Source organism: Falsiroseomonas tokyonensis (assembly GCF_019024325.1).
GTDB classification, from domain to species: domain Bacteria; phylum Pseudomonadota; class Alphaproteobacteria; order Acetobacterales; family Acetobacteraceae; genus Falsiroseomonas; species Falsiroseomonas tokyonensis.
This window is the reverse complement of sequence record NZ_JAFNJS010000017.1, coordinates 21,176-34,559: the sequence shown is the minus strand read 5'-3', so window position 1 is coordinate 34,559 and position 13,384 is coordinate 21,176. Positions and strand designations below refer to the sequence as shown.

Here is a 13,384-nt window from a genome sequence, read left to right as displayed (position 1 = left end):
GAGCGGCCCTGCCGCGCTGTAGGCCGCATGCCGAGGGGAACCTTGGGGCGGCGCCCCATGGTTCTCCGCGGTGGGCCGCGTCTGCGGCCAGCGTCCTGCGCCAGTCGCTCCTACGCCGACTCCCCGAGGTGGCGCCGGCCCCAGCCTTCCAAAGGAGACGGCCTGCCGCATCGAGTGAGCAAGGTGAGCCTTGCAGTCACGTGGACTTGTCGTCGCCGACGACGAGGCACTCCCGGCTCAAACTGCCAGCACTCTGACGATCTAGGCGAATGGCGCGCGCTGTGACTCGCGTCCCGGCTTTTGAACCGTTCTTACTATTCCGGTTTCGTTCTTCACGTCGGAGTGACCGGTTTATTGCGGATCTGCTCAGCAGAATCCCTGTTCTCCAACTTGAATACGATCCTCTGCCTTCGCTAGCATTGCGACGCTTCGTGCATTTGGAGCGTGACTGAAGTGCAACTTCCAGCAGTACACACCTCTGCCACATCCGGCATCGGCAGCAGGCTTACCCTCCCTCAATTCGCCAAAGCCATTAGCCTGTCTGCGTCAGGCAAAGGCGAGGCGGATTCGGCGTGGGCGACACACTCGGCGAATCGGATTTGCGCGAGGGTCTCGCGCGCGGCGGCCGCATCGAGGCCGTGCTCGTCGTTGCACGGCGCGACCAGAATGGTGGCGTCGACCACGTGCCCTACCTGCTGCCCTCCTGGCGCCGCGGCTACATCGCCATGGAACTCTTCCGCGGACCTGGCGTGCGCGGCTGGCGCGACCTCGACCGCCTGCTGCGCTTCCTGCGCAACGACATGGCCTACGCCCTCCCTGTCTCCCTCTACGAAGAGGATTGCCCGCGCCTCGCGCGGCTACGCTCGGTCCTTCCGCGCAGCGCCATCACCAAGCACGTCAAGGCGCATGAGGATCCACTGCCGCCCGGCATGGACGTCCCGGAGCCGCCGCTCGGGTAGTGATCGGCACCGGACTGGCGGTGCGCGATGACCGGCTGCGAGGCACTTGTCGGTCTGGCACTGTTCGCTTGCATCGCGCGCGACCCGAGTTGCCTGGCCGACGAACACCGGCGACTGCTCCCCGAGCTTGCCGCAGTTGCGGAACGGGAGTCCGCCTTCCAGCCCTTCGCCATTCGTGATGAGGCGACGGGGGAGAGCCTCTTCCCAGCAACCCGCCCGGAAGCCGTTGCAGTCGCCGCCGCGCGCGACGCCGCCGGGCACACGCTCGGGCTTGGCTGGTTCCAGATCACGCACCGGGCCAACTGGCGCCGCCACGGCCTCACCGTCGAGACCGCACTCGATCCCTGCAAGAACATGCGCGCAGGCGCCGCACATTTGGCTGGGAACCTCCGGGACGCGGCCTTCCGGCTCTACAACAGCGGCCGCCTTGACGGCGCTCAGGGTTATGCGGCCGCAGTCGCCCGCCGCGTGGGCCAGCACGCCGCAGCGCTTGCCACCGGTCATGGTGACCGGGCCCCCGGCGCCGCGCCGGCGTCGCCCTTTCTTTCGCTCCTTCCCGACCTGGGTCGCGGCCGCCCGGGGCGGGACCTCGTGACCGGCCGGTAGGAGATCGCCCATGGGTGGCGGAGACGTCCTGACGCGCGCACTGACTTCGCTCGCGACATTCCTCGTCGGTCCCTTCGGGATCGCCTTCATCATTGCCTGCGTCGTCATTGCCTTCCTCGCCGCGGCCGCGCGCATGGCGCCGCCCTCGGCCGGCTTCGTGGCGATGTTCTTCGGCGCCGCCGCCTTCACCGGCGCCTACTTCGTCAACACCTTCATCGGCAGCTGAGCATGTCCCCCGCCGCCGGACGTGACACGCTGTTCCTCGCCGCCACGCGCCCGGCGATGCGGTGGGGCGTGCCGATGGAGGGCTACTACCTCAATCTCTTCGGCACTTGGCTGCTCGGCATGCTGCTAGGCAGCCCGCTCTGGTGGGCCACCTTCCTCGTCTGGCACCTGCCCATGGTCGCGTTGACGAACCGCAACCCGCACTTCTTCCACGAGCTGCGCATGTGGTACGTCACGCGCGGCCAGACGATAGGTGGCGTGCTACGCGCGCTGCCGGACCGCACGCCGCGGCGCGCGAAGGACCTGGTATCCAGTGTTTAGCCGCTTCGCGCCCCGCGCGCCGACGCTCGGCGAGCACGTCCCAATCGAGGGGCACCTCACCAACCGCGTGCTGCGCCTCGCCGATGACGGCGTCTACGCCATGCAGGCGCTCGACGGCCTGCCCCTGGCTGACACGGGAGGCGATCCTGATCTTCTGGAGCGGTTGGATCGCCTCAACGGCACTCACATAGGCATCCCTGCTGGCGACCGGTTGGTGATGTCGATCTATCTTTGCCGGAGCCTCGCGGACCCGGCGGACGTGCCGGAGCCGGACCCACGCCTCACTCCCTTCGCGCGCGCCTTCCAGTCCGGTTACTGCGAGAGGCTGTTGGACGGCCTGCTCTACGAGAACAGGCTCTTCATCGGCCTGCACCTGCGCCCCGCGGCCGGTGGCAGCGCCGAGTGGTGGGCGCGACGCAAGGCTCGCAAGCGCGGTGTCGACGCCGGCGGTGAACGCGCCATCGACCGCGCCCGCCAGCTCGAGCGGATCTGCGACTGGCTAGCGTCGGAATTAGCCGACTACGGCCCACGCCAACTCGGCCTGGCGGAGCGTGGCAAGGGGATCTTTAGCGAGATCGGCGAGGCGCTCGCTTTTGCCGCCACGGGCGTGTGGCGCCCCGTCCCGCTCACCACGGGCCGGCTTGCCGAGGCGATGTTCGCCGAGGAGGTGGCGTTCCACTACGAATCCGTGGAACTGCGCGGCCCGGGCTACACCCGATTTGTCGCCGTCCTCACCTTCAAGGGCTATCCCTCCTCCACCTATCCGGGGATGCTCGCTGCGGTTGAGCGCGCGCCGTTCTGCGGAACCCTCCTCCACCATTTCGAGCGTCACGCGACCTCTGGCGGCATCGGGCTGCTGACGCGCCAGCAGAACAAGATGGTCTGGGCCGGCGACAAAGCGCGTAGCCAGATTGCCGAGCTCGACGAGGCCGCCGACCACGTCGCCTCCGGCAGAATGGCGATGGGAACGCACAGCGTCTCGCTCGCCGTCTTCTCCGACCGCGCCGGCGGCGCGCTGCCCTGGTACCGGCGCTTCGCCGCGGCGCTGAAAGGCGCCGGGCTGGGATCGGTGGCTGCGGCCCGGGTTGAGGCGGCACTCGACGAAGCGACCGGCGGCCCCGGCCGAAATCCCCTCGACGACGTGGTAAACGCCGCCTGGAAGACGCTCGCCAATTGCGGTGCGGCCGTCGCACGCGAGAACAAGGCGCTGATGGCGGCTTGGCTGTCGCAGCTCGCGGGCAACCATCGGCTTCGAGCGCGTCCCGGCGCCCTCTCCACCCGCAACCTTGCCGCAATGGCGCCCCTGCACGGACCGGCGCGCGGCGTGCCAGTCTCGCGCTGGGGACCGGCGATTATCACACTGCGCACGACGGCCGGCACGGCCTACCCCTTCCACTGGCACGACGGGGAAGGCGACGATGCCGTCGGCAATACGCTCATCACCGGCGAGACGGGCTCGGGCAAGACAACACTTGTCGGTGCGCTGATCGCATGCACGGCGGGGCGGGCCGACGTCGTCGGCCTCGACCACAAGCAGGGCTGGCGCGTGCTGTTCGGACACCTCGGCGCGCCCTATGCCGTGATGGGCGGCGGCAACCCGATGTTCGCGCCGCTCAAAGGGCTGGAGCCCACCCCGGCGAACCTCGACTTCCTGCTCGACCTGCTGCGCGGCTGCATCGTCCAGGGCGGCTGGCGCGACCTGGCGCCAGAGGAGGAGCGTCTCCTCGCCCTCGGCATCCGCACTGTCATGGAGAACCCGCCGGAGCATCGCCAGCTCGCCGAGGTGGCGGCCTTCCTGGCGCCTGACGTGGACGTGGACGGCGCCGGGGCACGGCTCCTCAAGTGGTGCTGGGGGAACGAGCTCGGCTGGGTCCTCGATGCGCCACGCGACGCGCTCGACCTTTCGGGCGGCACGGTTGGCCTCGACGCCACCGATATTCTGAAGAACGGCCGCGCGGCGGCACCGACGCTACTTTACCTCTTCCACCGCATCGGCCTGCACCTCGACGGTCAACGCCGCCTGCTGCTGCCCGTGGACGAGGGCTGGCGGGTGTTGGAGGACCCGGCCTTTTACCGGCCGATCGCGGCGCAGCTGCGCACCATCCGCTCGAAGAACGGCGTCGTCGTGTTCATCACGCAGTCGCCCTCGGACGCCGCGAACAGCCCGATTGCGGCCGAGCTGCTGGAGCAGTGCCCGAACCAGATCCACCTGCCGAATCCACGCGCCTCCGAGGAGGATTACGTCGGCCGCCTGAAGCGGACGCAAGGCGAGTTCGCCGCGCTGCGGGCGCTTGCGAAGGGCTCCGGCCAGTTCCTGGTTTGCAAGGGGCGCGAGAGCTTGATCGCCGAGCTGCGACTGCGCGGCCTGCCGCAGCTCGCTGCGCTCTCGGCCAGTGAGGCGGCGCTGCGCGCTTACGAGGCGCTCCCCGAGGAGGTGCGGGCCGACCCCCGCAGCCTTGAGTACGAGTTCCGGCGGCGCCGCGCCGCCGCGGAGAAGGAGGTACCGGCATGACGCGCGTCCCCACCCTGGCGGCAGCCGCCGCGCTTGCCATCCTTGCCGCCGTGCCGTCGCCGGCCAGCGCGCAGTGGACCGTCATTTGCCCGACCTGCCGGCAGGAGCTGACGGATAATCTCGCCTGGGCCCAGCAGGCGGGCGACATGGTCCGCCAGCTACAGCAGATGAAGCAGCAGTACGACCAGCTCGTGATGACCTACCAGGCTCTCACGCGCGTCACCGACCTCGGCAGCGCCGTCTCCGCGCTGCACATGATGGGTATCCGGAACCCGCTGCCGATCAATCCCTACGCCGCCCAGAGTCTGCTGAACGGGACCGGCGGCGCGGGCGGCATGCTGAACTCGCTCTCCGGCCTCTACAACGGCACCTTGACCGGCAACACTGTCTACGCGCCGCGCGACGACACCTGGACCACGCGCCAGATCGTCGCCAACGGCGGCGGCCTCGCAGGCGCGCAGGCGCTTGCGCTTCAGCTTTACCAGTCGGCAGGAGAGCGAGTGACCGGCCTCGCCGAACTCCAGGCCCGCATCAATGGCGCGCCCGATCCCTCGGAGCGCGAGGCGCTGATTGCCCGCCTTGGCGTCGAGCAGGCCTACATCCAGAACCAGCAGGTGCAGGCGCAGAACATCCAGACCTACCTCATTGCGCAGACGCAGGTGCGCGAGCAGCAGCGCGAGGAGCGGCTCCAGCAGAGCATCGACGAGATCCTTGAGGAGGCTCGGGGTCGGGGGTGGTGGCGGTGACCCCCCGTCGATACGTCGCGCCGTGGTGCCGGGCACCGCGGCTACTCGACCCGGATCTGCTCGGGGGGCTGGGGCTGCTGCTCTGGACGCTCGCCTTCCTGGCGCTGAGCGCCGCCCTTGGGGTGGCTCAGCCGCTGCCACCGCAGGAGCGCCGGACCGTCTCCTGGTACGCCGCCAACCCCTGGGCGCTGGATGCGGTCACGCGTGCCTGCCGCGACGATCCGGGGCGGCTGCGCGGCACATCGGACTGCATAAATGCAGACCAGGCGCGGATCGTGGTCGCCGAACGCGAGGCGCGAGCACGCGCAGGGATGCGACCGGAGGCTCCGGCGGCGACGCCAGACTCGGAGCGCGCACGCCAGGCGGAGGCCGAGGCGCGCCGCAACAGGGGCGACCTCACCTCTCCAACCAGTCCACGCTACTGGGTAGCCCGGCCCATGGAACGCGCGCAGCAGCTCGCCCATTGCGGCCGACTAACGCCACAGCAGCAGGCCCGCTTTTACTGCGACGCCGCGCGCGCCGCAGAGGCCGAGGCGAGGAGACCGCGGTCGTGAACGGTTGGGACATCTTTAGTCGGCTCTACGACCTAGTCGCGCTTCCACTCACCGCCGGCGTGGACGCGATGATCGCTGCCATGACGAGCTGGGTCGCCAGCTGGCTGAAGGTAGCCCTCGTCGTTTACGTGACCGGTCGCCTGATGTGGCAGGCGCTTGTGCAAAACGGCGAGCCATTGAGTGAGGTCGAGCGGCTGGTCGTGATGGGAGCCGCCGCCGTGGCACTCGTTACGACGGTTGGCGGCTACGGTCCTTGGGCGCGCGACGTGCTGCTTGACGGCCTTGGCCCAGAGGTCGGCCGTGCACTCGCCGGCTCGCTCGGCAACCGTCCGGTAACGGGCCCCCTGTTTGATGAGATTTGGGGCAAGGCCTGGGTATCGGGCCTCGCCGTCTACCGCAGCCTGCCCTGGTCGATCGCCGGCCTCGGGCTCTGCATTATCGTCGTGTTTTATTGGATCATCGCGGTCTTCGCGATCGCCATCGCCTTCCTCGTCTGGATGAAGGCCTTCATCATTCTCGCCTTGCTCGTCGGCGTCGGCCCGATCTTTGCGGGGCTCTTCGTGTTCCCGCTGTTCCGCCACATGGCGATCGGCTGGCTCAACACCGTCTTCGCCAACATCGTCCTCCAGATTCTCTCGACGGCCCTGCTGGCGCTGCTACTGAGCGCCGAGACGCAGCTCCTCTCGCAGGTCGCTACGCTGGCGAACGCCGGCGGCATGGCAAACGAGATCCGTGGCGTGCAAATGCTCCTGGCCGGCATGGTGCTATTTGTCGCCTGCGGCTGGATCACCTACCAGCTCCCGGGCATCGCCTCCGCGATCACTGGCGGCTTCTCCGGCTTCGCCCTTCCCTACCTCCGATCCTATGGGCGCGGCGGCTCGGGTGGAGGCAGCGGCCTCCCTCCCCCGGGCGGCCTACCATCGCCACCGCAGCCAGTTTCGGGATCCGCGTTCCCTGGACCGATCCCGCTCACCCTACCCCGTCCCCCCCTCGGCCCGGCCGGGCCGTCCATGTCCAATCGATAGGAGCCCGCCGCCGTGCCGCGCCGTATCTTGCTCCTGGCCATGACCCTCGCCACGCTCGGCACCGCTGCCTGCTCCGACGAAGCACGGCGCCTCGCCGAGCCCTCAGGGCCGGTCTTCAGGCTGAACCCTGACCGCTGGCCTGACACGGTCCCGCCGACAGGAAGGGCCGTACTACGATGAACGCCCCCCTGCGCCTCAAGCCCGGCGTGTGGCCGGCCGAACCCCTGAGCCCCGAGGCCGCCCAGCAATTCCTCGCCGACGCAGCCGCGCGCGCCGACGAGGTGCGCCGCACCGGCCTCGCCTTCCGCCGCGCCGGCTGGATCGTCGGCGCCTTCGGCACGCTCCTCGGCCTCGCTGGCGTGGGCGTGGCGGCGACGGTCATCCTGCGCGCCGAGCCGGCGCGTCTCGACTTTGCCCTCCTCGACCGCGACACCGGGGAGGTCAGTCCGACGCTCGCCGCTCGTGACGCGCCGCGCGCCTTCACCGACCACACCGCGCGGCAGTACCTCCGGCGCTTCGTCGAGGCCTGCGACGGCTACGCGCCGACGCCGAACCCCACGACGCTGCAACGCGACCTGCACCGCTGCGCAATCCTGCTCACCGAGCCGATGCAGGAACGCTTCCGCGCCAGCGTGGCGCGCTCCAATCCCGAGAGTCCGCTGGCCACCCTCGGCCGCAGCGGGGTGCGGACGACGGAGGGCTTTCGGTACTTCAAGTATCCCTCCGAGGGCCGCACCCAGACCTGGCGGGTGCAGTTCACCCGCGTCGAGACGCGGAGCGGCGCCGGCGGCCCGGGCGTGACGACGCGCACGCCGATGACGGCGATGGTGAATTTCCAGTGGCGCCCCGAGCTGCCCCAGCTCGCTGAGGATCGCGACTGGAACACGGCCGGGATGCAGGTCGTGACCTACAGCATCGAGCCGGACACCGGGCGATGACGCGGCGCGCCTCTCTTGCCGCGGCGGTGATGTTGGCCGCCACCCTCGCCCTCCCCTCACCTGTCGCCGCGCTCGACGAGCCTCAGCCCGTGGACCCGGCCGAGCCGCACATGCGGACGCTTGCCTACAACCCGGCTGGCCGCACACTCCTGGTGGGGACCGTCGGCCGCGCCACGGTGATCACCTTCGGCTCGGACGAGCAGGTGAAGCGGGTCGTGCTCGGGGTCGAGACCGTCTGGGAGCCGCCGAACGCGCAGGCCCTCGCGCAGTCGCCGTTGAACAACGTCCTGCCGCTCTGGGCCGTGGCGCCCGGGCGGACGACGCTGCAGGTCGTCACGGCGCGCCACGGCGCCGCGGACCGCGTCTATCAGTTCGCGGCCGAGGTCCGCCCGCTGCCACGCACCTGCGGCGCGGACGGCCGATCGGAATGCGCCGACGATCCCGGCGCCACCTACGGGCTCGCCTTCACCTATCCCGACGATGAGCGCGCCCGGCGCGAGGCAGAGGCCGCGCGGGCCCGCCGCGAGGCGGCCGAACGGGCCGCCGCCATCCGCGCCCGGCGCGAGGCTGAGGTCGCGCGGGCCCGCCTGGCGGTGGACTTCGCCTGCCGCAACTGGACCTTCGAGGGCCGCGGCTCGGCTGACCTGGTGCCAGACGAGACCTGCGACGACGGGACGCGCACGGCCTTCCGCTACCTCGGCAACCGCCAGGTGCCGAGCGTCTTCACGGTCGACGCCTCCGGCGCCGAGCAGTCGGTCCAGGCAGTGGCTAGACCGGCAAACGAGCCCGGGCTGCGCGGCATTTGGTGGATTGTGCCCGGCGTGCACCGCGAACTGCGCCTGCGGCTACCCGGCAACGCCGTCCTCGCGGTCTACAACCGCGCCTACGACCCGGTCGGCCGCGACCCGGGAACCGGCACGACCGACCCCAGCGTGGTTCGAGAGCTGGCGGGGACGGGGCAGCGATGACCGAGGACCGCGGTGCCCCTGACACCACAGGCCGGCGGCTGCTCACCCAGAAGCAGACCTACGCCGCATCGATCCTGGGCGCCGCGGCGTTGATCGCCCTCGTCTTCTGGCGGCATCCAGGGAACGAGCCGCCGGAGCCGCCGCAGCCGATGAACGGGATAGGGCGGCGCGTTACATTCGACCCTCCCCAACTGCCGCCGGCGACGCCGCCGGCCGAGCCGGCCGCTTTCGCACTCCCTCCTCCGCCCCAGCCACCCCAGCTCACGGCGGGACCCGCACAGGCGGCCACAGGGCCGAGGGCGCCGCGCATGATGTCCTACGCCGTCACCGCCCCTCCCCCGGCCGACGATCGCTCTGGCGCGGAAAGCGGCGGCCGGGGCACCGCCACGGGCGAGCCGGAGGGCGATCCGGCGCGCCGCGGCACCTCCGTGGCCTTTCGTGGCACATCGATCGCCGGCGCTCGCGCGGGCGCCCCTCTCGACACGACCCTGATGCTCATGCCTGGCGTCTATCGCTGCACGCTCGACACCGCGGTCAGCAGTGAGCGGCCCGGCCCGTTCTTCTGCCACGTCACGCAGGACTGGCTCTCTCCCGCCGGCGTCCGGCTGATGGAGGCCGGCACCCGCATCCAGGGCAGCTACGAGAGCCACGTCGCCGTCGGCCAGAGCCGGATCCTCTCCCTCGCGGCGACCGGTTGGACGCCCCAGGGGGTGCCCGTCCCGCTCGGCGCGCCGGTTGGTGACGCGCTCGGCCGCGTCGGCATGGACGGCACCGTGGACCGGCATTTCTGGGAGCGCTTCGGCGGGGCGGTGTTCCTCATGCTGTCCGGCAGCGCGATCAGCGCGGCGCAGGGAGCCGTTCAGGCCGCGCTCGCGCGTGATGACAACAGCACCTACCTCAACCTCCAGACCGGCGGCGTACAGGGCGCCGTTGCCTCGGTGCTGCGCGACAGCATCAACATCCCGAATACCGTGACGAAGAACCAGGGCGAGGAGATCGCCGTCCTCGTCACGCAGCCCGTCGACTTCTCCGACGCCTATCGCCTGAGGCTACGCTGATGCTGGCCGGCGAGGCCACGCTGCTGGGGCTGCTGGCGCCCTTCGCGGCGGTGCTGGCGCGGCCCGGCACACGGGAGATCGTGGTGAACCGCCCCGGCCGGTTCGGAGTGGAGGGGGACGATGGCTGGACCTGGCACGACGCGCCGGAGCTGACCTTCGCGCGGCTGGACGCCATCCTCACCCTCGCCGCCTCGCGCACCTCGAAGCGCGTCGGTCCTGACCGGCCCTCGGCCTCCTCTGTGCTTCCGGGCGGCGAGCGCATCATGGGGGCCCGGCCGCCGGCCGCGCCGCCCAGCACGATCACGCTCGCCATCCGGCGGCGCGCGAAGGACTTCACCCCCACCCTCGAATGGCTCGAGGAGGGCGGCTACTTCGCCGCCGTGCCAGGTCGCGGCGCCGCGTGGTGGCGACGGGCCGTCGAGGCGGGCCGGACGATCCTCGTCGCCGGCGCCATCGGCTCCTCGAAGACCACCTTCGCCGAGGCGCTCATCCGCGCCGTGCCCGCCGACCGGCGCCTCGTAACGATCGAGGACACGCCGGAGTGGATGGACCTGCCGCACGAGAACTGGTCGCCGCTCTACTTCGACGGCGAGCGGCGCACCGCGACCGACTGCCTCCAGGATGCGATGCGGCTGCGGCCGGACTGGCTGCCGTTCCAGGAGCTGCGCGGCGCAGAGGCCTGGGCCTTCCTCCGCGCCCGCGTCGTCGGCCACCCCTCCGTCACCACGATCCACGGCGGAGACCCGGCCGCGGCGATCGAGGCGGCGGCGCTGATGGTGCGGCAGAGCCCGGAGGGCCGATCGCTGGAGGCGGCGACGGTGCACGGCCTGCTCCGCCAGCACGTCGACCTGGTCGCGCACTGCGCGCGGGATCCCTACCGACTGACGGCGGTGATGGAGTTGCGGTCATGACGCTGCGCGGGTCGTTGCTCGCCGGCGCCCTTGGCGCTGCGGCGCTCGCCGCGGTGCCAGTCGCCTCGGCCACCTATCTCTCGATCACCGGGCTTGGGGCGCACCCCTATTTCGCCGCTGCCGGTCTCTGGACGAAGGCGACGGCCTGGACGCTCTACGCGCCGCAGGCCGGCGCCAACTGGTGGGCGGCGGTCACGGTCTGCCTGTCGGGCTTCCTGGGCCTTGCCCCTCTGCTGCTGACGGGCACCGCGGCTGTCGCCGTGCGGCGCCGCGGCGACCGGCCCCTGCACGGCGAATCCCACTTCGCCACCCGGCGCGAGGCGGAGGGGAGCGGCATCGTCTTCGCGCCTCGGCCGGTCCCGGACGGCATCCTGCTTGGCAAGTGGGGCCGCGGCCTTTTCTCGCGCTACGCCTGCCTCCCCGGCCAGCAACACGTCGCCGTCTACGCGCCGACCGAGGAGGGCAAGGGCGTCTCCTTCGTCGTGCCGAACGCGATGAACTGGGGCGGCGCCCTCGTCGCTTTCTCGGTCAAACGCGACCTGGTGCGCTGGACGGCGGCCGAGCGGGCGCGCAAGGGCGACGAGGTCTTCGTGCTCGACTTCGGCGACCCGGAGGGTCGCACGCACCGGTGGAACCCGCTCGGCCTGGTCCGGCGCGGCACGCCGGACGCCACCGACGACCTCCAGAAGGCGATGTTCGCCCTCGTGCCGGAGACGCGGGCCAACAACCCGTACTGGGACAATGCCGGCCGCCGCGTCGCAACCGCCCTCGCCGTGATCCAGTCCGAGACGCCGGGCGCGCCGCTGACTGTCGCCACCGTGGCCGGCCTCGCCCGGCGGGGCGACTGCGTCGCCCACCTTCGTACCCTGGTGGCGGACGCCAGGCGGGAGGGACACCCCTACCCTCGCGCGGCCGTCGAGACGGCCCTCGGCTGGGCGGACGGGCTGGAGAAGGGCAGCGAGGAGGCGCGCGGGGTGCGGCAGACGATCCTCACGGCGCTGTCGCTCTGGGAGGTGCCGCGCATCGCCGCGGCGACGGCAGCCAGCGACTTCGACGTGCGCGAGCTGCGGTCGCGCCGTATGTCCGTCTACCTCTGCGCCCAGCCGTCGGATCTGCGCCGGATGCGGCCGATCTACGCGATCTTCTTCCAGCAGCTGATCGACGCCATGGCGCGGGAGGAGTTCGGTGAGAAGCGGGAGCACCGACACCGCGTGCTAGCGCTCCTCGACGAGTTCTGGGCGCTCGGCGAGCACAAGGTGCTGGCCGACGCCACGGCCTTCATCCGCTCCTCCGGCCTGCGCATGGCGATCGTCGTGCAGTCGAAGGACCAGACGCGGCTTGCCTTCGGCGAGGACGGCTCGCGGAACATCTACGCCAACGCAGGCGCCGAGATTGCGCTCGGCGGCCTCGATCAGCGCCAGGCGGAGGAGGTGAGCCAGCGCGGCGGCAGCGACACCGTCGTGGAGACGACGCAGAGCCGGCCGCGCTTCTTCGGATGGCTCAGCCCGTCGCGACAGAGCGAGAGCGAGACCGTGCGCCGGCGCGCGCTGATGCTGGCGCAGGAGGTGCAGCGGCTGGCGCCCGACAAGCTGCTCGTGCTGCGCCGGCGCTTGGCGCTGCTGATGCTCGACCGCCTCGTCTGGTACCGCGACCCGCACTTCCGGGACCGGGCCGGCGAGCCCCCGGCCGTGCCAATCCTGGCGGTGCGGGTGGAGCGCGACGCAGCATCACCGCCTGAAGACAGTGAATGATGGCATGCTGATTAAAGTCGCCGCTATCGCAAGAGAACAGGAGGGGAGCTTCTCTCTCAGGCCATCAGGTGTTGCGAGGCGGGCCGACAAGCGATGCTGGTCCGCAGTGGGACGAGGCCTTGACCTCGCCCCTGTATCAACTACGAACCCGCGACGGACTCCAGGCGCTTCCAGAAGACAACCTTGTCTTCTCCCGCAGCATAAAACTCGCGAATACGCGCCTCCTCGACGTAACCAAGGCGGCGGTAGACGGCTCGAGTCCGCTCGAAGCTGGGGAGGCTCGATGTCTCCACCAAAAGGATGCGTGCGCCCCGCCCAGGGAGCGTTCGCTCCAACTGCTGTGTCAACTGCCTGCCGAGGCCTCGGCCTTGATGCTCTTCCTGGACTGCAATCAGGAGCAGGTTCCAGGTTCCGTTGGTCATGCGCTCGGGGGCACAATAGGCGACGGCGCATGCCGCGCCGTCTTCGATGACGATGAACCAGAGATCGTCTTGTACTGTCCCGGACAGGAAGAGCGCTGTCATCTCGTCCAGAAGCTCGGACGGAAACAGGCCCAAGCCGTCGATGATTGACTTTACAGCCGGCAGTTGCTCGGCCGTGAGCGGCAAAATCTGGGAGGTCTTCAACGTCAGGTCTCACTTACTGTCAGGCGCGATTCACCAAGCGCCACCCAGCGCTGGTTCGGGCAAATCGTGCGCTCCCCTTCGAGAGCGCGCCTGGATCAGGCGGTGTGAGCGAACTCGGACAAAAACGTCTCCAAAGCAAGACGACACTGACAACCGTATCGGCACAGGGTCAGGCGGGCAAGGC

General features: G+C 70.4%; 14 protein-coding genes. 13 read left to right on the top strand and 1 reads right to left on the bottom strand.

Features of this window, described 5'->3' with window-relative positions; translation table 11 throughout:
- Positions 1-572 precede the first annotated feature (572 nt).
- The 13 genes from J3S20_RS28520 (at position 573) to J3S20_RS28460 (ending at position 12,574) form a co-directional block, all read left to right on the top strand.
- Positions 573-959 carry a hypothetical protein gene (locus J3S20_RS28520; protein WP_216840325.1) on the top strand — a complete coding sequence of 129 codons (387 nt, stop codon included), beginning with the start codon at positions 573-575 and terminating at the stop codon, positions 957-959.
- A gap of 27 nt (positions 960-986) precedes the next feature.
- Positions 987-1,565, top strand: a complete 579-nt coding sequence (locus J3S20_RS28515) for a transglycosylase SLT domain-containing protein (protein WP_216840324.1) — start codon at positions 987-989, stop codon at positions 1,563-1,565.
- 10 nt (positions 1,566-1,575) lie between these two features.
- Positions 1,576-1,791: a hypothetical protein gene (locus J3S20_RS28510; RefSeq protein ID WP_203077158.1), complete on the top strand. Its 216-nt coding sequence runs from the start codon at positions 1,576-1,578 to the stop codon at positions 1,789-1,791.
- Between the two features lie 2 nt (positions 1,792-1,793).
- Positions 1,794-2,111: a VirB3 family type IV secretion system protein gene (locus J3S20_RS28505; protein WP_216840323.1), complete on the top strand. Its 318-nt coding sequence runs from the start codon at positions 1,794-1,796 to the stop codon at positions 2,109-2,111.
- Positions 2,104-4,623: a VirB4 family type IV secretion/conjugal transfer ATPase gene (locus J3S20_RS28500; RefSeq protein WP_216840322.1), complete on the top strand. Its 2,520-nt coding sequence runs from the start codon at positions 2,104-2,106 to the stop codon at positions 4,621-4,623. The genes J3S20_RS28505 and J3S20_RS28500 overlap by 8 nt, the downstream gene beginning before the upstream one ends.
- Positions 4,620-5,369 (top strand): type IV secretion system protein, encoded by a 750-nt coding sequence (locus J3S20_RS28495; protein ID WP_216840321.1) that lies wholly within the window; start codon positions 4,620-4,622, stop codon positions 5,367-5,369. The genes J3S20_RS28500 and J3S20_RS28495 overlap by 4 nt, the downstream gene beginning before the upstream one ends.
- Complete coding sequence (locus J3S20_RS28490; RefSeq protein WP_216840320.1) at positions 5,366-5,923, top strand: EexN family lipoprotein; 558 nt, start codon at positions 5,366-5,368, stop codon at positions 5,921-5,923. The genes J3S20_RS28495 and J3S20_RS28490 overlap by 4 nt, the downstream gene beginning before the upstream one ends.
- Positions 5,920-6,948, top strand: a complete 1,029-nt coding sequence (locus tag J3S20_RS28485; RefSeq protein WP_216840319.1) for a type IV secretion system protein — start codon at positions 5,920-5,922, stop codon at positions 6,946-6,948. Before J3S20_RS28490 ends, J3S20_RS28485 begins: the two co-directional genes overlap by 4 nt.
- Positions 6,949-7,124: 176 nt before the next feature.
- Entirely contained in the window at positions 7,125-7,886 is a 762-nt protein-coding gene (locus tag J3S20_RS28480) for a type IV secretion system protein (protein WP_216840318.1), read from the top strand.
- On the top strand, positions 7,883-8,854 hold the full coding sequence (locus J3S20_RS28475) for a TrbG/VirB9 family P-type conjugative transfer protein (RefSeq protein ID WP_216840317.1): 972 nt from the start codon (positions 7,883-7,885) through the stop codon (positions 8,852-8,854). Before J3S20_RS28480 ends, J3S20_RS28475 begins: the two co-directional genes overlap by 4 nt.
- Positions 8,851-9,912 (top strand): TrbI/VirB10 family protein, encoded by a 1,062-nt coding sequence (locus J3S20_RS28470; protein WP_216840316.1) that lies wholly within the window; start codon positions 8,851-8,853, stop codon positions 9,910-9,912. Before J3S20_RS28475 ends, J3S20_RS28470 begins: the two co-directional genes overlap by 4 nt.
- Complete coding sequence (locus J3S20_RS28465) at positions 9,912-10,823, top strand: ATPase, T2SS/T4P/T4SS family (RefSeq protein ID WP_216840315.1); 912 nt, start codon at positions 9,912-9,914, stop codon at positions 10,821-10,823. The genes J3S20_RS28470 and J3S20_RS28465 overlap by 1 nt, the downstream gene beginning before the upstream one ends.
- Positions 10,820-12,574 (top strand): type IV secretory system conjugative DNA transfer family protein, encoded by a 1,755-nt coding sequence (locus J3S20_RS28460; protein WP_216840314.1) that lies wholly within the window; start codon positions 10,820-10,822, stop codon positions 12,572-12,574. The genes J3S20_RS28465 and J3S20_RS28460 overlap by 4 nt, the downstream gene beginning before the upstream one ends.
- A 140-nt stretch (positions 12,575-12,714) precedes the next feature.
- Here J3S20_RS28460 and J3S20_RS28455 read toward each other — a convergent pair whose 3' ends face one another.
- Positions 12,715-13,200: a GNAT family N-acetyltransferase gene (locus tag J3S20_RS28455; RefSeq protein ID WP_216840313.1), complete on the bottom strand. Its 486-nt coding sequence runs from the start codon at positions 13,198-13,200 to the stop codon at positions 12,715-12,717.
- Between the last annotated feature and the right edge of the window lie 184 nt (positions 13,201-13,384).